The sequence below is a fragment of the Citrobacter sp. Cpo069 genome, assembly GCF_030332785.1.
GTDB classification, from domain to species: Bacteria; Pseudomonadota; Gammaproteobacteria; order Enterobacterales; family Enterobacteriaceae; genus Citrobacter; species Citrobacter portucalensis.
This window is the reverse complement of sequence record NZ_JAOWHD010000063.1, coordinates 56,990-76,103: the sequence shown is the minus strand read 5'-3', so window position 1 is coordinate 76,103 and position 19,114 is coordinate 56,990. Positions and strand designations below refer to the sequence as shown.

20 protein-coding genes are annotated in these 19,114 nt (G+C 52.2%); 10 read left to right on the top strand and 10 right to left on the bottom strand.

From position 1 onward, the window contains the following. The first annotated feature begins 316 nt into the window (after positions 1–316). Both fimY and fimZ read left to right on the top strand, forming a co-directional pair. Positions 317–1,039: a fimbria biosynthesis regulator FimY gene (fimY, locus tag OGY08_RS23045; protein ID WP_008784008.1), complete on the top strand. Its 723-nt coding sequence runs from the start codon at positions 317–319 to the stop codon at positions 1,037–1,039. Between the two features lie 586 nt (positions 1,040–1,625). Then, positions 1,626–2,258 carry a fimbria biosynthesis transcriptional regulator FimZ gene (gene fimZ, locus OGY08_RS23040; RefSeq protein ID WP_003831119.1) on the top strand — a complete coding sequence of 211 codons (633 nt, stop codon included), beginning with the start codon at positions 1,626–1,628 and terminating at the stop codon, positions 2,256–2,258. A gap of 49 nt (positions 2,259–2,307) precedes the next feature. Here the strand turns inward: fimZ and sfmF are convergent, their stop codons facing one another. The 6 genes from sfmF to fimA form a co-directional block, all read right to left on the bottom strand. After that, positions 2,308–2,802 (bottom strand): fimbria assembly protein, encoded by a 495-nt coding sequence (gene sfmF / locus OGY08_RS23035; RefSeq protein ID WP_187392937.1) that lies wholly within the window; start codon positions 2,800–2,802, stop codon positions 2,308–2,310. 34 nt (positions 2,803–2,836) lie between these two features. After that, complete coding sequence (fimH, locus tag OGY08_RS23030) at positions 2,837–3,844, bottom strand: type 1 fimbria D-mannose specific adhesin FimH (RefSeq protein ID WP_125362869.1); 1,008 nt, start codon at positions 3,842–3,844, stop codon at positions 2,837–2,839. A 4-nt stretch (positions 3,845–3,848) separates the two neighbouring features. Continuing rightward, positions 3,849–6,470: a fimbrial biogenesis usher protein gene (locus OGY08_RS23025; protein ID WP_057067808.1), complete on the bottom strand. Its 2,622-nt coding sequence runs from the start codon at positions 6,468–6,470 to the stop codon at positions 3,849–3,851. 7 nt (positions 6,471–6,477) lie between these two features. Beyond that, entirely contained in the window at positions 6,478–7,170 is a 693-nt protein-coding gene (gene fimC, locus OGY08_RS23020) for a type 1 fimbria chaperone FimC (protein ID WP_008784004.1), read from the bottom strand. A 41-nt stretch (positions 7,171–7,211) separates the two neighbouring features. Then, positions 7,212–7,745 carry a type 1 fimbrial protein subunit FimI gene (gene fimI / locus OGY08_RS23015; protein ID WP_057067806.1) on the bottom strand — a complete coding sequence of 178 codons (534 nt, stop codon included), beginning with the start codon at positions 7,743–7,745 and terminating at the stop codon, positions 7,212–7,214. A gap of 77 nt (positions 7,746–7,822) precedes the next feature. After that, positions 7,823–8,377 carry a type 1 fimbrial major subunit FimA gene (fimA, locus tag OGY08_RS23010; protein ID WP_032934356.1) on the bottom strand — a complete coding sequence of 185 codons (555 nt, stop codon included), beginning with the start codon at positions 8,375–8,377 and terminating at the stop codon, positions 7,823–7,825. 575 nt (positions 8,378–8,952) lie between these two features. Between fimA and folD the strand changes: the two genes are divergently transcribed. The 3 genes from folD (at position 8,953) to OGY08_RS22995 (ending at position 10,683) form a co-directional block, all read left to right on the top strand. Then, positions 8,953–9,819: a bifunctional methylenetetrahydrofolate dehydrogenase/methenyltetrahydrofolate cyclohydrolase FolD gene (gene folD, locus OGY08_RS23005; protein WP_003831112.1), complete on the top strand. Its 867-nt coding sequence runs from the start codon at positions 8,953–8,955 to the stop codon at positions 9,817–9,819. Position 9,820: 1 nt separating this feature from the next. Beyond that, on the top strand, positions 9,821–10,033 hold the full coding sequence (gene ybcJ, locus OGY08_RS23000; RefSeq protein ID WP_003831111.1) for a ribosome-associated protein YbcJ: 213 nt from the start codon (positions 9,821–9,823) through the stop codon (positions 10,031–10,033). Positions 10,034–10,158: 125 nt separating this feature from the next. After that, entirely contained in the window at positions 10,159–10,683 is a 525-nt protein-coding gene (locus OGY08_RS22995) for a metal-dependent hydrolase (RefSeq protein ID WP_057067804.1), read from the top strand. Positions 10,684–10,760: 77 nt separating this feature from the next. On the opposite strand, the gene cysS is transcribed toward OGY08_RS22995, so the two are convergent. Then, a complete protein-coding gene (cysS, locus tag OGY08_RS22990) occupies positions 10,761–12,146 on the bottom strand; it encodes a cysteine--tRNA ligase (protein WP_125362867.1) in 1,386 nt (461 codons plus the stop codon). A 173-nt stretch (positions 12,147–12,319) separates the two neighbouring features. Here cysS and ppiB point away from each other — a divergent pair, with 173 nt between their 5' ends. From ppiB to mnmH, 5 genes are all read left to right on the top strand, one after another. After that, complete coding sequence (gene ppiB / locus OGY08_RS22985) at positions 12,320–12,814, top strand: peptidylprolyl isomerase B (protein WP_003021875.1); 495 nt, start codon at positions 12,320–12,322, stop codon at positions 12,812–12,814. Positions 12,815–12,816: 2 nt separating this feature from the next. Then, positions 12,817–13,539, top strand: coding sequence for a UDP-2,3-diacylglucosamine diphosphatase (gene lpxH, locus OGY08_RS22980; RefSeq protein WP_032942583.1), 723 nt, complete (start codon positions 12,817–12,819; stop codon positions 13,537–13,539). A gap of 238 nt (positions 13,540–13,777) precedes the next feature. After that, positions 13,778–14,287: a 5-(carboxyamino)imidazole ribonucleotide mutase gene (purE, locus tag OGY08_RS22975; RefSeq protein ID WP_003831107.1), complete on the top strand. Its 510-nt coding sequence runs from the start codon at positions 13,778–13,780 to the stop codon at positions 14,285–14,287. Next, positions 14,284–15,351: a 5-(carboxyamino)imidazole ribonucleotide synthase gene (gene purK / locus OGY08_RS22970; RefSeq protein WP_008783999.1), complete on the top strand. Its 1,068-nt coding sequence runs from the start codon at positions 14,284–14,286 to the stop codon at positions 15,349–15,351. The genes purE and purK overlap by 4 nt, the downstream gene beginning before the upstream one ends. 96 nt (positions 15,352–15,447) lie before the next feature. Beyond that, the gene (gene mnmH / locus OGY08_RS22965) at positions 15,448–16,533 is read left to right on the top strand and encodes a tRNA 2-selenouridine(34) synthase MnmH (protein ID WP_008783998.1); all 1,086 of its coding nucleotides are present in this window, start codon (positions 15,448–15,450) and stop codon (positions 16,531–16,533) included. Here mnmH and OGY08_RS22960 read toward each other — a convergent pair whose 3' ends face one another. The 3 genes from OGY08_RS22960 to OGY08_RS22950 form a co-directional block, all read right to left on the bottom strand. Beyond that, positions 16,534–17,193, bottom strand: coding sequence for a methionine ABC transporter permease (locus OGY08_RS22960; RefSeq protein ID WP_003831085.1), 660 nt, complete (start codon positions 17,191–17,193; stop codon positions 16,534–16,536). Further along, positions 17,186–18,202 carry a virulence-associated ABC transporter ATP-binding protein SfbB gene (sfbB, locus tag OGY08_RS22955; protein ID WP_125362866.1) on the bottom strand — a complete coding sequence of 339 codons (1,017 nt, stop codon included), beginning with the start codon at positions 18,200–18,202 and terminating at the stop codon, positions 17,186–17,188. Before sfbB ends, OGY08_RS22960 begins: the two co-directional genes overlap by 8 nt. 63 nt (positions 18,203–18,265) lie before the next feature. Next, on the bottom strand, positions 18,266–19,096 hold the full coding sequence (locus OGY08_RS22950) for a MetQ/NlpA family ABC transporter substrate-binding protein (RefSeq protein WP_048214765.1): 831 nt from the start codon (positions 19,094–19,096) through the stop codon (positions 18,266–18,268). Positions 19,097–19,114 lie beyond the last annotated feature (18 nt).

Here is a 19,114-nt window from a genome sequence, read left to right as displayed (position 1 = left end):
CCTATCTCCATGCTGCCAGAATAATCCTAGCTTACTATTTCCGGGGTAACAGAAAGACACACCCGGTAATATTTTATCTAATCCCATAGAGAGGTTGAACTGGATAAAACGACTTTTTGGGCATTGAGTAAGACATCAGAAAACTTCCGGCAGATTATTCTGATGGGATACGCAATTGCCAGTCTGATGATTGCTGAAGCATTGAAACCCAACAGCACAAGGAAACTCGCCTTTACGCTGGAGAAAATTTGGGTCAGGGATGTTTATAGTCGGCAATTTATCCAGACCTGCCGCAACAGAAATGGAATGGAAAAGGATGCACAGCGCAAAACGCCGGGATCGACATCGCCGTATACGAAACACTAACTGTACCTGGCAATATCCTCACTACACATCACAAGTATTTGACCAACTTGAGTATCTGACGCAAAAACTCGAATACACATTACCGAGTGACACTATATCTCAGGCGATTATTACGACAGATTACTATCTGGCCTATACGCTGGGTCGACATTTATTTTCAGGAGCACGTACCGCGATCTTCCAGACCATTGAATCGGCCAAAGTCAGCCTGCGAGAGTCGGTAATTAGTCAGTTAGTGGTTGATATGGAAGGTTTAACAATCTCTTATTTTGATGTTCTGGAGTATCTGCGCCAGCTAATTAAACCGCGGAATAACATCCAAATCTTCATATTGCTTTCCCGCCACGATGAAGACCTAATCCCTTTTATTTCTCTGTCCGGTCCATTTTATATCTTGTCACGTAGCCTGCGCCTCCCGGAGATGCGCCGCGCTTTATTGTCGCCAGTCCTTAACTATATTCACTCCAGGCACATAAACCAGCTCGATTGGGAGATGGTGGAATTACTTTTACAAGGTAACTCCTTAAAAGAGATTGCTTTGTTACAAGCTCGCCCCTACCACCGTATCATCTATCGCCTGAACCAGCTGATTGCGCGTCTGGGCTTAGCAAACCGGCAGCGTTTTTTGCACCTGATACATCGCCTCAGCGTTACCTCTGCTCATTTAATTTAACACCATAACCCTATGTGCCATAAGATTTTTTAGGAAATTACTTATTTTTATATGAGATAAAAGATCTAAATTTCACAACTATTTAATATTTACAACTATTCCTGGTATTATGCTAACTTCCACCACCCCAGTAAACCATACTGATTCTGTGCATATCAGCACAAATAGCGTCATTCCCACCTTAACAAATCCTAAACAATTAGTTTATTGTATTGTTTTTACCATTTAAAAATTTTTTTCAGTCTGCCATAATTCAAACAGCAGTAAAATAATGCCAATAGTCATTAACACATCTGGATCTTTTAGAACATCCTAACTGACATTAACAACCTGAATGTTGTAAGCCTTTTCCGAAAGAACAGAGCAGGTATAATCCCCATAGTTTTCTGATTAATTGTTAGTTTTCCCAGTGTGAAATGGATTTTCCACAAATTCATTGTTCTGTAGAAGAGCAACCGAATAAACAAGGATGAAATAATATTTATTCGACTCTCCCTCAGAACAACCCTTGGCTATTTGACAATATTATAACGCCTGATGTTTTATAAAATTATCAAGATACGCATACAGTTTGAGGCATACAACAATGAAACCAGCATCCGTTATCATTATGGACGAACACCCTATTGTCAGAATGTCGATAGAAGTACTACTTGAAAAAAACAGTAATATCCAGGTTGTGTTGAAGACCGATGACAGCCGTACGGCAATAGAGCACCTGCGCACTTACCCTGTCGATCTTGTCATTCTGGATATTGAACTACCTGGTTCAGATGGATTTACATTACTCAAGAGAATAAAGTCTCTGCAGGAGAATACTCGGGTGCTGTTTCTCTCCTCCAAATCGGAGTCTTTTTATGCCGGGCGTGCTATCCGGGCCGGTGCAAATGGTTTCGTCAGTAAACGAAAGGATTTAAATGATATCTACAATGCGGTAAAAATGATTTTATCGGGATATTCTTTTTTCCCTTCAGACACCCTTAACTTCATTAACAATATAAATATGAAAAAAGGTGTATTGAATGACATGCCGCTCTCTAATCGCGAAGTTACGGTTTTGCGTTATCTGGCAAATGGGCTCTCTAATAAGGAAATTGCTGAGCAGCTGTTACTCAGCAATAAAACGATTAGTGCTCACAAAGCTAACATCTACGCCAAACTCGGCTTACATACTATCGTTGAGCTGATCGATTACGCAAAAATGCATGAATTAATGTAATAGCACTCCCGGCGAGACTTCGTTCGGGAGCGTTTTATCCGCGCATTGATTAGTTATAGTTAATCATAAATGTGGCATCGGCCCTGGCGAGGCCTGGCTGAACCCCGTCTGCTAACGCGATATAGTTGGCGAAAAAGGTCAGCGTGGCATTGCCGTTCTCATCAATCCCTACGGTTTGGCTGGCCTGCTCGAGCGGTAATCGCGTACGGTCACTGTCATGCAGTTCGATCGCCACCTTTTGCGCCATCACCGCGTCATCAAGCGCCAGCAACGTCGTACCGGGGGCCGGAGTACCAGAAAACGTTATTGACGCGGATCCCGGTGGGCAGCCTTCCAGCTTCAGCGTAAACGCGACTGGTTGGGTAGTATCCCCGCTGGTCTGTAACTGCTTTGTTGGCCAGGTGCCCAATTCAACCGACTTATTGCTGTCGCTGGCAATCACCGCACAGGTAAAGTCCACCACGTTTCCGCGCAGTTCAATATTGATTTCGCCCAGCGATGAGGCCGCATGGCACAACGAGCTGAATGTCAGTATGGGCAGCATCACCAGAAGCGCCCATGAAGTTGGCGTTTGCTTGTTAGTCATAATCTACTCGCAGATAGCCACGGGCAGTAAAAGGCCCTTCAGTAGGTTTATTCCCCGTCACGCTGACCGGCCATGTCCGAATACTCACGTTTGCCGCGGCGTTATCATCCAGTTGAAATGGGATCGTGCTGGACAGATTATTGGGCGTCAGCGGTCTACCGGTTTTGTCGGCGACAATGAACCCTAAGTCAGGATTGTCCGATACCATCATTTGCCCGGAGGCTTTCTCGGCCTCTACCCGCATGGTTAAGTAGGCCTGTGCGGCGACGTTGGTGCATTTTATCGCCACCGTTTTGGTCTGCGGATTAATGCCTTCGGGACGGTTTCCTGCCCCCGCCTTGCTGAACAACGATGCGCCAATATCGCCAAAATCAAACTCGACAATCTGCCCTGCGTTCACCTCACAGTTTTGTGGAACCTCCACCTTACCGCTGTAGCTGATGGTATAAACCGGCGTGCTTAGCGCATCTCCGGTACTGGTCGTGACATAGACTCTGAACATGGTCTGGCGCGGGATCGGCACCATGTTAATAAACGAGCGGATCACTTTGAGTTTAAACACCAGGTTTGAATCCTGTACGCCAAAAGGCTTCTGCTTCGAAACGTTCGAGTCAACGCCCATACGGATATAATTTCGCGGAGGATAAAACAACCCGGCATTGCTGTCGGTGATGCTCATGGCCCCCAGCAGGTAGTCATTGAGCTTCAGATACTGAAAACCACCCTCGGTACTTTGAACCGGAAGTTCAGTGACATAGCTTCGATAGGTGTAATTCACCGTTGTCCCAGCCGGACAGGTGGCATTAACGCCAACCCAGCCCGATTTTTCCGGTAACGTCACCACCTGCCCCGGCTGATTATTGCTGCTGTTAAAGACGTTCGACAGATCGTAAAAAACATCCGTTGGTGTGCCATTCGAGTTTTGGCAGACCGTCGCCCAGGACGAATGAGCCATCAGCAGTAAAGCGCTTCCCAGTAACAAACCTGTTTGTCGTTTCATCGTATTATTCCTGTCGTGCCGTTGGAGATTCGCACGTCACGTTCGTGAGCGTCACCGCCTGTTTCAGACTCTCCTCAGGCAAGGCATAGTGCGCCACGCAGCGAGCGTTAGCGCTTTCCCCCCATTGGATCAGCAATTCGCCTTTTAGCGGTAAGCCGCTCAGGTAGATTTGTCCGTCTTCGCCCACCATACTGGTCACGCCGCTGGTGTTTTCACGCACAACGGATCCAAATGGCACAGGTTTACCTGCATATTTCGCGGTTATCAGCGCCCGCACGCCGATACGTGTATCAAACGCTGCTCGCACCAATGCCCCTTGCGTTGGCACGACGCTGCTAACGTTATTTTCCACATCGGTATTGTTGTTCATTGAATTGGTATCTAACGCGACGCGGTTATAGCGATAAACGGTGGCATACGGCATCACCGCGTATCCGCGCCAGTCGGTTTGCACGCCGGTCTGGTTTTCTATCCGCACACCCTGCGCGCCAGGTGCTTTAACCAGCACATTGGTGTCCCCCAGCGGCTGACTGAGGGTAATACCGTCCGCATGCCCCACCACGCCGCCGGAGAGCTGCCAGTTATAGTCATGTTGATCGCGATCGTAGTTGTATCCCACGCCCAGCGTGCCATAAGCCGCCTGCCAGTTGGCGCTGGCGTTTCCGCTGTAACCGTTGGTGCTGCTGTGCCCCTGATTCACGCTATAGCTCAGGTTGCGTCCATCCAGTAACGTACCGCCGATCCCGCTCTGCCAGCTGTTTTGTCCGTTGCTGTTGCGGTTGGCATTAAAAGTGGCGTAGGTGCGATCGAGCGCGTTATCACGCGAGTAGCGCCGTCCGCTTAGCAGGCTGAACGGCACTGACATATTGAATGCCAGAATACGGTCGGTGTCGGAGATGCCTACCGATTCATTCCACGACCAGGAGAGTGAATAGCTAATTCCCTGCCAGCCGCTGGCATAGCCCACCTGATACCAGGTATTGGTGTCTGAGGTATTCCAGTACGTTTGCTGACTCCCCGAAACATACAGCGAGCCGTAGTCTCCCAGGTTCTGCGAAATGTTAATCTGGAAGCGGCCCTTTTTGCTGTAACTCAGGTTGTGGTAACTCTTCACATCGGGCACGTCGTGGCGATTGCCTTCGCTGTCGTATTCATACTCATACCCTTCCATGCTGCGATACGCGACATCGTCGAGGGTATAGAAACCGCGCGTTGAGTAGCGATATCCCAACAGTTGGAAGTTTGTACCAAAGTTGTTCAGCGATTTTGCATACAGAAAACGCAAAGACTGCCCCTGATGCGTACTGTCATCCGCCAATTGACTGCGCGCATGGGTTAAATCCACAGAAACCGCCCCCCAGTCCCCCAGGTTTCGGCCGGTGCCTAAAACTACCGCGGTGTAACGTGAGGCCAGCTGCGTACCGCCATAAGCGGTGTAGCCTTCTGGTAACCCGGCAATTAATGTTCCCTGGAAAAAGAACGGTGAAGATTGCTGGCTATTGCCGCTGCGAAAATCCCCGGCAACCACGTCGTATTTGAAACGCCCTTCTCGTTGTAACAAGGGAACCGTGGAGTACGGCACCGTATAGCGCTGCTGGCTGCCGTCCTTTTCGTCCACCGTCACCTCAAGGTCACCGCTGGATGACGTCGGGTTGAGATCGGTTATCGAAAAAGCGCCCGGTGACACATAGCTTTGATAAATCACATAGCCATTCTGACGAATGGTCAGTTTCGCTGCGGTACGCGCAATGCCGCGAACGGTTGGCGCGTAGCCCTGTAAGCTGTCGGGATACATACTGTCTGAGGAATAGAGCCGCGCCCCGCGAAATCCGACGCTGTCAAAAACGTCGTTGCCGGTGTTGCTGTCGCCCATCACCAGTTCACCCTTCAGCGGGATAATCGCGCGCTGAAGCCATGTACCGATATTTTTCCAGCTTTGTGAGTGGTATCCGTCACCTTTGGAATAGCTCCATGCGCCGTTATTTCTCAAGCGCCAGGGGCCATAGTTCAGGCCACTGAGCATACTTAAGAAATAGCTGTCAGTGTCACTGCCGCGGCTGCCGGTAAAGCTGTAGTTGACCAGCGCAGCCGGGATCCCTTCATCCCACTCCTCCGGCGGAATATAGCCACGCGCGCTGTTTAACATTGACGCCTGCGGCAGGCTGACGTTCAAGCGCAGGGTAGAAAAATCAAATGCAATCTCACTGCCTGGAATCGCCTCAGGTAGATTGATGCAGGTATCGTTCGGATCCTTACTGAGTGCCGGAAATGCGGTGATATTGACGCCAAGGCGCTTCACCCAGTCGAGTCCAAAACACGGCATCAGCCCACCAGACTTCTCCCCGGCTTTTCCCGCGCTGGTCGTAAAACGAATATCCTGAGTGGCAACAAACTCATCGTTGCGCCAGATATCCACGCGATAAACGCCTTCAGGCTGATGATTGCCTTTTTCAAAACGTGATAAATCCGCCACGGTTGCCGTATCCGCAGATAAAAAGGCCGGATTAAAATAGCTTTCCCCATGGCTTAAAGAGGGAAAGAGCGCCGCCAGCGTGGACAACGCCACCCCCGCCAGCGGTGGCGTAACCCCCGGTAACAGGCCAGGAAAATACGTTGTCTTATTCATCGTTATCTCAACGCACGCTAACCGTTTGGGCCGGGGTCACGGCGCCATAATCATTGACCGTCTGGAACGTGACGTTGCCCTGAACGCCCGTTGGTAGCAGGACCTGCGCATCACTTTTCGGCGCGACCATCACGTTATCAACCTTCGTTTTCCCCACGTTGAGATTGACCAAGGTGACGTAATACGCTGACGGATTATTGATTTTCAGGTGGTTGCCGGTACGGGAGAATTTCAGCATCCCGGGCGCATCTTCCGGAATTTGCGGCAGATTATTCGGACGGACAAAAAGCTTGATGCGGGACAGAATCGCCAGTTGCAGAACGTTTTTACCCTCAAGGCTGTTTTTATTGACTGACGGAATGGCTTTCACATTCATCCAGAACAGCGATTCACGGTCTTTGGGCAGCGGAACACCTGCATAGATGATACGCAGCGTGTTTTCGCTTTTGGGTTCGCTGACGAACAGCGGAGGCGTAACCACAAACGATTTTTCTTTAACGCCTGCGCTATTCTCGATCCATGAATTGACCAGGTAACGTTCTTTGGTATCACTATTGCTAATAGACAGGGACGTTTGTTTGGCATCGGCTGGATAAATAACGCGGGTGGCACCTAATGCAATGCCTCCGGCAGCCTGAACACTGGCAGCAGAAAATAAGGCCAGTAAAAGGATAAAACCTGATTTTAGATAATTAAACATAGCTACAAATACCTTTGGTGTGATTATCGTTGGGAAATTAATCAGGGATAAACCAACGTAAACCACACGTCTGAACGAAGCGTTCCCGGCGTTATATTTTCCGAGACAGCCCGATAACGAGCAGTGAAATGAAACGTCATCTCTTGCGTTATAATCGGCGCATAATGAAGCGGCAGCGCATTCGGAATAATTTGCTGTTGGCGCTCATCAAATAACGCCAGACCGATCCCCGAAGCCGCAGACGCATCACCACTGGCAAGAAAAACCTGCGGATCTTCTGCTGGTGTCACACCTGCAAACGCAATCCCAACGTGGTCATAAACATCGGAGCTGCATGACGTTAAGCGCAGTGAAAACGGCACGCTGGTAGAGGCAAAGCTTCCCGTCCCGGAGAAAGCATTGGTGCGATACCGCCCCATTTGCACCCGCAAATTTTGGCTGTCGGTAGCGACCGTACAGGCACCATTGACGAGCTGCCCCCGTAAGTGAAGGCGACCACTTTCCAGTATTACCGTATGTGCAAACACAGGCAGTACGCACAGCATTCCCGCCAGCGCCACGCCTTTCCCTATCATCTGCCGCATCCTTCATCATCCCCGGAAATTGCCTCATCCAGTGAGGCGAACGTCATCCTTGCGCAAATCAGAACGGCTTATTCGTACTTCATGATGAACGTCGCGTCGGCATTTGCCTGACCCGGCGTAGCGCTGGTGGCTGTGGCTTTGTAACGCGCAGAGAAACGCAGGGTGTTGGTCCCTTCTACCAGCGCCTGAGCGGTAGAGAAGGTAGCTCCATCCGGCTTCAGCGCGGTGGACGTATTGTCCAGGATCTCAATCCCGACACCGCTGGCAGTGGTACCGTTATCTGCAGAAGTGACAGCCAGCAGGTTGTTGTTGGTAATATCGGATTGACCAGAGAAAGCCACGGCTGCGGTTGCGGCAACTTTTGGGTCACAGTCGTTCAGCACGATGGAGAACGGAATTTGCGCCGTTGTATCGCCAACTGCGGTAAAACTGGCGGTACGATACTGGCCTAAGGTGACAACCTGATCGGATGACTGAGTACTGACTGCACAGGCTGCATTGACCAGTTCACCTTCAAAATGCACAGTACCGCCGCTAACGCTTACCGGATCGGCTGCAACCGCTGCACCTGCAACTAACATCAGGCTGGCAATAACAGAAGAGGTCATTAATTTACGTTTCATGGATTTCCCTTGAATTACACACATCCGGCTCCGGCATCCTGCGGGATCCGTTTGAATCATTATCGACATTAAATGTCAGGCTAATTATCTCTGCATCCTGTAAAGATATATATCGCAAGAGAATTAGCTAACCTTTTACCCCAACTCTCCTGAGTATTTGATTCACTAATTAATCTTCGCGAATATGACTATTCGTCACAGGGTTAAATTAAACATTTCAATTAATGAAAAATACCTGCAAATCCTTTTATTGACCCTGGCCAATTCTTATTGGGACCTAAGAAAAATCTGGGTGAATATTACTTAAATGCTCCCATAAAGGTACGTAACAGACTGGTTTATGGCGCATTACCCCTGAAAACACCAGGGTGATGCATTGTTTCATTCACGTTAATTTTAATTCGCATGCTCATTAATTACCTGGGAGACTTCAGCCTCTGTGCTGATCCGATTCTCTGACCATGACACCCGTTATCGCACGTAAAAACGCAAACGAAAACTGACAGCACGCCCCGCTTCTGACAAAATAGTGACATCCCCTTCGGTTTAACGTAACAGACGGAATTCTCTCTCTGATGGCAGCAAAGATTATTGACGGTAAAACGATTGCGCAGCAGGTGCGCTCTGAGGTTGCTCAAAAAGTTCAGGCGCGTTTAGCGGCTGGATTACGCGCCCCAGGCCTGGCTGTTGTGCTGGTAGGTAGCAACCCGGCTTCGCAGATTTATGTTGCGAGTAAACGCAAAGCCTGTGACGAAGTGGGGTTTGTCTCCCGCTCCTATGACCTGCCTGAAACCACCAGCGAGGCGGAGCTTCTTGAGCTGATCGATACGCTCAATGCAGATACCACCATCGACGGTATCCTGGTACAACTGCCTTTGCCGGCGGGTATCGACAACGTGAAAGTGCTGGAACGTATTGCGCCAGATAAAGACGTTGACGGTTTCCACCCGTATAACGTCGGTCGTCTGTGCCAGCGCGCGCCGCGCCTGCGCCCATGTACTCCGCGCGGTATTGTTACCCTGCTTGAGCGTTACAACATCGATACCTACGGTCTGAATGCCGTGGTCATTGGTGCCTCGAATATTGTCGGTCGCCCAATGAGTATGGAGCTACTGCTGGCTGGGTGCACCACCACCGTCACCCACCGATTCACCAAAGATCTGCGCCGCCACGTAGAAAATGCTGACCTGCTGATTGTTGCCGTCGGTAAACCGGGCTTTATTCCTGGTGAGTGGATCAAAGAAGGCGCGATTGTGATTGATGTCGGCATCAACCGTCTGGAGAATGGTAAGGTTGTTGGCGATGTGGTCTTTGACGATGCGGCCGCACGAGCGTCATATATCACGCCGGTCCCCGGCGGCGTAGGACCAATGACGGTCGCCACACTTATCGAAAACACGCTGCAGGCGTGTGTTGAATATCATGATGTAAAGGACGTTTAAGATGGCCACATTTTCACTGGGTAAACACCCACACGTTGAACTCTGCGATTTGCTGAAGCTGGAAGGCTGGAGCGAAAGTGGCGCCCAGGCAAAAATTGCTATTGGCGAAGGGTTAGTGAAGGTCGATGGCGTTGTTGAAACGCGTAAACGCTGCAAAATCGTTGCCGGACAGACCGTCAGCTTTGAAGGCCACAGCATTAACGTCGTGGCGTGACCCTAAGTGCCGGATGAGGTTAACACCGTATCCGGCCACTTCCCCCTCTCGTTTTCAGATAATGACTTCATCCCCACTTCACAGTGAACTGATAGCATGTTGTTTTTCCATACGAAGCGATCATCATGCCCACTATCGTTACCCACGCGGCCGTTCCGCTCTGTTTAGGGTTAGGTCTCGGACTTAAAGTCATCCCCCCACGATTACTGTTTGCTGGCATCGTTCTGGCCATGCTGCCAGATGCCGACGTGTTGTCATTTAAGTTCGGCGTCGCCTACGGCAATGTGTTTGGCCACCGGGGATTTACCCACTCACTGCTGTTCGCCTTCGTGGTACCGCTGCTCTGCGTCTTGATTGGCCGACGATGGTTTAAGGCGGGATTGATTCGCTGCTGGCTATTCCTGACGGTTTCACTGCTGTCGCACAGTCTGCTGGATTCTGTCACCACCGGCGGTAAAGGCGTCGGCTGGCTGTGGCCGTGGTCGGATGAGCGCTTCTTCGCGCCATGGCAGGTGATTAAAGTCGCCCCGTTTGCGTTATCACGCTACGCCACGCCGTACGGGCACCAGGTGATCATGTCGGAGTTGATGTGGGTATGGCTGCCGGGAATCGTAATGATGGGTGTGCTGTGGTGGTATCGGAAACATTAATCTGCCGGATGCGACGCGATGCGTCTTATCCGGCCTACACGGCCCGGTAAGCGTAAGCGCCACCGGGCATTACAGAGTTACTTACGACGCCAGGTGGTACCCTGCGGACCGTCTTCCAGCACGATGCCCATCTCGTTGAGACGGTCACGCGCGGCGTCAGCTGCCGCCCAGTCTTTCGCCTTACGTGCATCCAGACGCTTTTGGATTAACGCTTCAATTTCAGCGATTTCACCGTCATCCGCCTGCGCACCGCTTTGCAGGAACGCTTCTGGATCCTGTTCCAGCAGGCCCAGTACGCTGGAAAGCTTACGCAGATCCGCAGCCATGCCGTTAGCCGCCGCCATATCTTCCCCCTTCAGACGGTTAACCTCACGTGCCATATCAAACAGCACGGAGTAGGCTTCCGGGGTGTTGAAGTCGTCGTCCATCGCTTCAATAAAGCGCGCTTCAAAGGCTTCGCCACCGGCTGGCGCAACGGATTTGTCGGTGCCACGCAGCGCGGTATACAGACGCTCCAGCGCAGAACGCGCCTGCTTGAGGTTCTCTTCGCTGTAGTTTAACTGGCTACGGTAATGACCAGACATCAGGAAGTAGCGGATGGTTTCGGCGTCGTAGTATTTCAGCACGTCGCGAACGGTAAAGAAGTTGCCCAGCGATTTGGACATTTTCTCGCGGTCAACCATCACCATCCCTGAGTGCATCCAGTAATTAACGTACTCACCGTCATGTGCACAGGTGGACTGAGCGATTTCGTTTTCATGGTGCGGGAACATCAGGTCCGAACCGCCGCCGTGAATATCGAAATGGTTGCCCAGTTGTTTGCAGTTCATCGCCGAACATTCGATGTGCCAGCCCGGACGGCCCGCGCCCCATGGAGACGGCCAGCTCGGCTCGCCTTCTTTGGACATTTTCCACAGCACGAAGTCCATCGGGTTGCGTTTCACATCAACCACGTCAACGCGTGCGCCTGCCTGCAGCTGATCCAGATCCTGGCGCGACAGCTGGCCGTAGTTCGGGTCAGTCGGCACGTCGAACATCACGTCGCCGTTATCGGCAACGTAAGCGTGACCTTTGGCAATCAGTTGTTCAGTGATTTCGATAATTTCAGCGATATGGTGCGTAGCACGCGGTTCCAGATCCGGGCGCAGAATATTCAGCGCATCGAAATCGCTGTGCATTTCCGCGATCATTCTGTCGACCAACGCCACAAAGCTTTCGCCGTTTTCATTCGCGCGTTTGATGATTTTGTCATCGATATCGGTAATGTTGCGCACATACTTCAGCTTATAGCCGAGGAAGCGCAGATAACGCGCAACGACGTCGAAAGAAACGAAGGTACGTCCGTGGCCAATATGACAGAGATCGTAAACGGTAATACCACACACGTACATGCCGACTTCCCCGGCATGAATAGGTTTGAATTCCTCTTTTTGGCGCGTCAGTGTATTAAAGATTTTTAACATCGAAGATTCCGTGTAGACGTGTGTGGATAGTAAAGTCTGTATAATACCCATAATTTAGACCGGAAGCAGCACACTTTGCGAGGTGATCGCAGCTTGCGGTTATGCTATAACACACCCCTAACTCTGACCCTTGACGGGGTCGAAGCACCAATCTATCGGAACAGGATGCAAAAATGGTTACTTTCCACACTAATCACGGCGATATCGTAATCAAAACGTTTGATGATAAAGCGCCTGAAACAGTTAAAAACTTCCTGGACTACTGCCGCGAAGGTTTTTACAACAACACCATTTTCCACCGTGTTATTAACGGTTTCATGATCCAGGGCGGCGGTTTCGAGCCAGGCATGAAGCAAAAAGCCACGAAAGAAGCGATCAAAAACGAAGCGAACAACGGTCTGAAAAATACCCGTGGTACGCTGGCGATGGCGCGTACTCAGGCTCCGCACTCCGCAACCGCACAGTTCTTCATCAACGTTGCAGACAACGACTTCCTGAACTTCTCCGGCGAAAGCATGCAGGGTTGGGGTTACTGCGTGTTCGCTGAAGTTGTTGAAGGCATGGACGTGGTTGATAAAATCAAAGGCGTTTCCACTGGTCGCAGCGGTATGCATCAGGATGTGCCAAAAGAAGACGTTATCATCGAAAACGTGACCGTCAGCGAGTAATCGTGGCGACACTGTTTATTGCAGATCTTCACCTCTGCACAGAAGAACCGGCGATCACCGCCGGTTTTCTGCGTTTTTTAGCCGGTGATGCGCGAAAGGCCGATGCGCTATACATTCTTGGCGACCTGTTTGAAGCCTGGATTGGTGACGACGATCCTAATCCGCTGCATCGTGAAATGGCCGCGGCGATAAAATCACTGACTGATTCCGGCGTTCCCTGCTTTTTTATTCACGGCAACCGTGATTTTCTGCTCGGTAAACGTTTTGCCCGTGCGAGCGGCATGACCTTGCTTCCCGAAGAAAAAGAGCTCGACCTGTATGGCCGCAAGGTGCTGATCATGCATGGCGACACCTTATGCACCGACGACGCAGGCTATCAGGCATTTCGCGCCAAAGTGCATCAACCCTGGTTACAGAAGCTGTTCCTCGCTCTGCCGCTGTTCGTTCGCCAGCGAATCGCTGCGAAAATGCGTGCCAACAGCAAAGCAGCCAACAACACCAAATCTCTGGAAATCATGGATGTGAATCAGCAGGCCGTGATTAGCGAGATGGAAAAACATCAGGTTCAGTGGTTAATTCACGGCCATACCCACCGCCCTGCCGTCCACAAACTTACGGCCAATGAGCAACCCGCTTTCCGCGTGGTATTAGGCGCATGGCACACCGAAGGTTCGATGATCAAAGTCACCCCTGACGACGTTGAACTGATCGCCTTTCCGTTTTAATTCTGCAGATACCCAGTTCCTCTTTACACAAAACTATTCGAGTTGCATCGAGGCGGCAAATCTGTGAGTCCCCTGGAGCTTACAAAAGTAAGAGACTGGGGTGAGCAGATGCAGCCAACAAAGAGGCTACTTGAAGAGTGAAGTGCAAAGCGCGCAATCGTTTTCCTTGGCGGTGAATTATGCTATTCTCTGTGGCCTCAAAAGTCGAGTGTAGTGCACCACAGGAGTTTTCAGACGCATGTCTTCCCGCAATAATCCGGCGCGTGTCGCCATCGTGATGGGGTCCAAAAGCGACTGGGCTACCATGCAGTTCGCCGCCGAAATCTTCGAAATCCTGGACGTTCCGCATCATGTTGAAGTCGTCTCCGCCCACCGCACCCCAGACAAACTGTTTAGCTTCGCCGAAAGCGCTGAGGAGAACGGTTATCAGGTGATTATTGCCGGGGCCGGTGGCGCAGCGCATTTGCCTGGCATGATTGCGGCGAAAACGCTGGTGCCTGTTTTAGGCGTCCCGGTGCAAAGCGCAGCGCTGAGTGGCGTAGATAGCCTCTACTCTATCGTTCAAATGCCGCGCGGTATTCCGGTCGGCACGCTGGCTATCGGCAAAGCGGGCGCGGCAAATGCGGCCCTGCTGGCAGCACAAATTCTGGCAACACACGACAAAGCATTACACCAGCGTCTGAACGACTGGCGCAAAGCGCAAACCGATGAGGTGCTGGAGAACCCGGACCCGCGAGGTGTCGCATGAAGCAGGTCTGCGTACTTGGCAACGGACAGCTAGGGCGCATGCTGCGCCAGGCCGGTGAGCCACTGGGCATAGCGGTCTGGCCCGTCGGGCTGGACGCTGAACCGGCTGCGGTCCCTTTTCAGCAAAGCGTGATCACCGCTGAGATTGAGCGCTGGCCGGAAACGGCACTCACCCGCGAACTGGCACGCCACCCGGCGTTTGTCAACCGCGACGTCTTCCCGATTATTGCCGACCGTCTGACGCAAAAGCAGCTTTTTGACAAGCTCGGTCTGGCGACCGCGCCGTGGCAGCTGCTGGCAGATAAAAGCGAATGGTCTGCGGTATTCGACAAACTTGGCGAGCTGGCGATCGTGAAACGTCGCGTCGGCGGCTACGATGGACGTGGACAGTGGCGCTTGCGCGCAAATGAAACTGAGCAACTGCCGGACGACTGCTACGGCGAGTGCATCGTCGAGCGGGGAATCAACTTCTCCGGTGAAGTCTCCCTGGTTGGCGCTCGTGCGCACGACGGCAGCACCGTTTTCTATCCGCTGACCCATAACCTCCATCAGGACGGTATTCTGCGCACCAGCGTGGTATTCCCACAGGCTAACGCCAGACAGCAGGAACAGGCTGAAGCAATGCTCTCTGCCATCATGCAGGAGCTGGGCTATGTCGGCGTGATGGCGATGGAGTGTTTCATCACCCCGGAAGGTCTGCTGATTAACGAACTGGCTCCGCGCGTGCACAACAGTGGCCACTGGACGCAAAACGGCGCCAGCATCAGCCAGTTTGAGTTGCATCTACGTGCCATTACCAACCTGCCATTACCGACGCCGGTGGTGAACCACCCTTCGGTGATGGTAAACCTGATTGGTAGCGACCTGAACTACGACTGGCTGAAGCTGCCGCTGGTGCATCTGCACTGGTATGACAAAGAGGTGCGTGAAGGGCGTAAGGTGGGTCATCTGAACCTGAGCGACAGCGATACCGCGCGCCTTAGCGCAACGCTGGAAGCGCTTATCCCCCTGCTGCCGCCGGAATATGCCAGCGGTATTATCTGGGCGCAGTCAAAACTGAAATAAGCCAATAATGCCGGGGAGTTGATTTTATCCTTCCCCGGCCCCTCCTCTGGCGCGTAAAATCCCCTCCATTGCTGTTTTGTATTTTCAGGATCAAACATGAACGATGGAACGGACTACCGCGCAATTTTGCTTGCCGGTACGCCTTTAATCGATGTACGCGCCCCCGTGGAATTTCAGCAGGGCGCAATGCCGGGCGCAATCAACCTTCCCTTAATGAACGATGACGAACGTGCCGCCGTTGGGACCTGTTATAAACGTCAGGGACCCGAAGCCGCCCTCGCGCTCGGCCATCAACTGGTCTCGGGTGAGACCCGCCAACAGAGAATGCGGGCCTGGCAGGACGCCTGCCGTCAAAATCCTGCAGGCTATTTATGCTGCGCGCGCGGCGGTCAGCGTTCGCATATTGTGCAGCAGTGGCTGCATGAGTCCGGTATTGACTATCCGCTGATTAAAGGCGGTTACAAAGCCCTGCGCCAGGCAGTGATACAGCTGACTGAAGAATTAGTGCAAAAGCCGATCGTCTTAATTGGCGGCTGTACCGGGAACGGTAAAACGCAGCTGGTGCAACAGCAGCCAAACGGTGTGGATCTCGAAGGTCTGGCGCACCATCGCGGCTCCTCGTTTGGGCGCACCGTTGAACCTCAATTGAGTCAGGCGAGTTTTGAAAACCTGCTGGCGGTTGAAATGCTCAAAACCGATAGCCGTCAGGATTTACGTCTGTGGGTACTGGAAGATGAAGGCCGCATGATCGGGGCTAATCATCTGCCAGAATGCCTGCGCGAGCGCATGACCCAGGCATCAATTGCGGTGGTGGACGATCCTTTTGAGCGTCGTCTGGAGCGACTACGCGAAGAGTATTTCGTGAAGATGCACCACGATTTTACCCACGCTTATGGCGAGAGCCAGGGCTGGCAGGAGTACAGCGAGTATCTGCACCACGGCCTGTTTGCTATCCGCCGTCGCCTGGGTTTACAACGTTTTGCCGAGCTGACCACCCTGCTCGACGTGGCTCTACGCGAACAGCAGGCAACGGGCAGCACCGATGCCCATATGGGCTGGCTGGTGCCGTTGCTCAATGAGTATTACGACCCGATGTATCGTTATCAGCTGGAAAAGAAAGCCGCGAAAATCGTCTTTCGCGGCACATGGCAGGACGTTGCCGAGTGGCTTAACGCACAGTGATCAGTGTCTGTCGCGCTTATCTGCGCGTTTTGCCAGCCAGTCACCCAGCACCTGAACAACCTGCACCAAAATAATCAGCGCCACCACGGTGACGATCATGACCTGGGTTTCGTAGCGGTAATAACCAAAGCGAATCGCCAGGTCGCCGACTCCGCCGCCGCCAACGATCCCGGCCATCGCGGAGTAACCGATCAGACTCACCAGCGTTATCGTCAACCCACGCAGCAGACCCGCGCTCGCTTCAGGTAACAGAACGGTGCAGATGATGCGCATCGGGCTGGCACCAAACGCTTCCGCCGCTTCAATAATGCCTTTATCGACTTCACGTAACGCGCTATCAACCAGACGGGCATAGAAAGCGATTGCCGCCACCGAGAGCGGGACCGACGCCGCAATAGGGCCAATGGTATTCCCGAGCAAAAACTGGGTTAGCGGCAGCAGCAGAACCAGCAGGATCACAAACGGTACCGAACGAATGATATTCACCAGCACGGAGCTGAGCAGATACACAAAACGGTTTTGCCAGAATAAATGCCGGTCGGTGACGAAAATCAGAAAACCGAGCGGCAGACCACCAATAATTGCCAGCACCGTAGAGATGCTCAGCATCTGGAAGGTTTCATTAAACGCCAGCGTCAAATCAGGCAATAAATCATCCACGAATCACCTCCACCTGTGCAGTACGTTGACGAATATGTTCCACGGCGACTTCCACCGCAGAAGGGTTATGCGGCGCGGTCAGTTGCACCACCAGAATCCCCAGCGCACGTTCGCCAATATATTCAATTTTGCCGTGCAGAATGTTCACCGCCACGCCAAATTTAACCGCGACTTCTGACAACACCGGCTGTTCCGCCGAATCGCCGATGAACAGAATTTTTAGCAACTGACCAGGCAGATGCTGGCGCAGACGCTCGGGCAGCGTCAAATTGAGGGTATGCGACACCAGCTGCTGCGTGAACGCGTGCTGCGGGTGAGCAAAAACGTCAAACACCTCACCAGACTCCACCACCTTGCCGCCAGACATTACCGCCACGCGATCGCAAATCGATTTGATCACGTTCATCTCGTGAGTGATCAGCACGATCGTGATCCCCAACTGTTGGTTGATCTGCTTAAGCAATGCCAGAATCGTGGCTGAGGTTTCGAGATCTAAGGCGGAAGTAGGTTCATCACACAGCAACACATCCGGATGATTGGCAATCGCGCGGGCAATACCCACACGCTGCTTTTGCCCACCGCTGAGCTGAACCGGAAAGCGGTTCGCCTTGTCTGACAGCCCCACCAGCGCCAGGATTTCGCTCACGCGCGGGCCAATTTTACTGCGCTCCCATCCGGCAGCCTTCAGGCTAAAGGCGACGTTTTGCGCCACGGTACGGGTATGCATCAGGTTAAAATGTTGAAAAATCATCCCGATACGCTGACGGGCTTTACGTAGATGCCCCCCTTCCAGCGCAGAAATTTCTACGCCGTTCACCTTCACGCTTCCCTGGCTCGGACGCGTTAAGGCGTTCAGGGTGCGCAGCAGCGTACTTTTCCCCGCGCCGCTGGTTCCGACAATGCCAAATATCTCACCTGCGCCAATGCGCATGCTAACGTCATCAACCGCCCGGGTTGATGGTCCACGGCCTGCGCTAAAATCCACGCAAACTTTCTCAATCTCAATCATAGCCACCTCAGAAATGCGAAAAGGGCAGTCGTCGCTGCCCCTGTTAACCCTTGTGCGCAGCGATTATTGGGCTGTCGACATCCATTCCGGTTTCTGGAAGGCGCTGTAGATATTTTGCGGATCGTCGATCACCGCGCGATACGCCGGAGATTTCACCGCCTCAACAATATCTTTCGCGAACGGTTTATCCGCATCTTCACTGCGTACCGCGATGATATTTTTCAGATTTTCGTCCAGGTGCTCTTGCTTGATGGCGCTGGAAAGATCCAGTTTTGCCGCCACGGCAAAGTTACCGTTGACCAGCGCGCCGGTCACACCGTCCAAAGTGCGCGGCAGTTGTGCCGCTTCCAGTGGTTTAAATACCAGTCCTTTCGGGTTGCTGGCGATATCGCGCTCGGAGGCTTTCGTAGGATCGATATTATCTTTGATGGTGATAAGGCCAATGGATTGCAGGAAACGCAGACCGCGGGCCAGGTTGGTCGGATCGTTGGACAACGTGATCACATCCCCTTTTTTCAACTCATCCAGGCTTTTGATTTTGTGCGAGTAAAACCCCATCCCGGCCGTCGGGACCACAATCAGCTTGCTCAGCTTCAGGCCTTTATCGGCGGTGAATTTGTCAAAATAGAGCGAATGCTGGAACAGGTTAGCATCAATGCTACCGTTGGAGAGCGCCATGTTTGGCTGCACGTAATCGCTGAATTCGCGCACCACTACCTTATAGCCTTTCTCTTTCAGCGTGGGGGCAATGGCCTGTTTCACCATATCACCGTATGGCCCAGGCGCGACGCCAAACACGATTGTGTGCGGGTCACTGTTCGCATGAGCAAACTGTAATCCACAGGCCAGTAACAGCGCCCCGGTCGCGACGCGTAAACTCTGACGCAATCCCATATTCTCTCCATTTTAACG

What these genes read in the sequence shown, in the direction of transcription:
- fimY (WP_008784008.1), top strand. Translation starts at nt 317, where the DNA reads ATGCACAGCGCAAAACGCCGGGATCGACATCGCCGTATACGAAACACT.
- sfbB (WP_125362866.1), bottom strand. Translation starts at nt 18,202, where the DNA reads ATGATTGAGATTGAGAAAGTTTGCGTGGATTTTAGCGCAGGCCGTGGA.
- folD (WP_003831112.1), top strand. Translation starts at nt 8,953, where the DNA reads ATGGCAGCAAAGATTATTGACGGTAAAACGATTGCGCAGCAGGTGCGC.
- sfmF (WP_187392937.1), bottom strand. Translation starts at nt 2,802, where the DNA reads ATGCTGCCCATACTGACATTCAGCTCGTTGTGCCATGCGGCCTCATCG.
- cysS (WP_125362867.1), bottom strand. Translation starts at nt 12,146, where the DNA reads ATGTTAAAAATCTTTAATACACTGACGCGCCAAAAAGAGGAATTCAAA.
- fimA (WP_032934356.1), bottom strand. Translation starts at nt 8,377, where the DNA reads ATGAAACGTAAATTAATGACCTCTTCTGTTATTGCCAGCCTGATGTTA.
- fimZ (WP_003831119.1), top strand. Translation starts at nt 1,626, where the DNA reads ATGAAACCAGCATCCGTTATCATTATGGACGAACACCCTATTGTCAGA.
- OGY08_RS22950 (WP_048214765.1), bottom strand. Translation starts at nt 19,096, where the DNA reads ATGGGATTGCGTCAGAGTTTACGCGTCGCGACCGGGGCGCTGTTACTG.
- fimH (WP_125362869.1), bottom strand. Translation starts at nt 3,844, where the DNA reads ATGAAACGACAAACAGGTTTGTTACTGGGAAGCGCTTTACTGCTGATG.
- OGY08_RS23025 (WP_057067808.1), bottom strand. Translation starts at nt 6,470, where the DNA reads ATGAATAAGACAACGTATTTTCCTGGCCTGTTACCGGGGGTTACGCCA.
- ppiB (WP_003021875.1), top strand. Translation starts at nt 12,320, where the DNA reads ATGGTTACTTTCCACACTAATCACGGCGATATCGTAATCAAAACGTTT.
- fimI (WP_057067806.1), bottom strand. Translation starts at nt 7,745, where the DNA reads ATGATAGGGAAAGGCGTGGCGCTGGCGGGAATGCTGTGCGTACTGCCT.
- purK (WP_008783999.1), top strand. Translation starts at nt 14,284, where the DNA reads ATGAAGCAGGTCTGCGTACTTGGCAACGGACAGCTAGGGCGCATGCTG.
- OGY08_RS22995 (WP_057067804.1), top strand. Translation starts at nt 10,159, where the DNA reads ATGCCCACTATCGTTACCCACGCGGCCGTTCCGCTCTGTTTAGGGTTA.
- ybcJ (WP_003831111.1), top strand. Translation starts at nt 9,821, where the DNA reads ATGGCCACATTTTCACTGGGTAAACACCCACACGTTGAACTCTGCGAT.
- mnmH (WP_008783998.1), top strand. Translation starts at nt 15,448, where the DNA reads ATGAACGATGGAACGGACTACCGCGCAATTTTGCTTGCCGGTACGCCT.
- purE (WP_003831107.1), top strand. Translation starts at nt 13,778, where the DNA reads ATGTCTTCCCGCAATAATCCGGCGCGTGTCGCCATCGTGATGGGGTCC.
- fimC (WP_008784004.1), bottom strand. Translation starts at nt 7,170, where the DNA reads ATGTTTAATTATCTAAAATCAGGTTTTATCCTTTTACTGGCCTTATTT.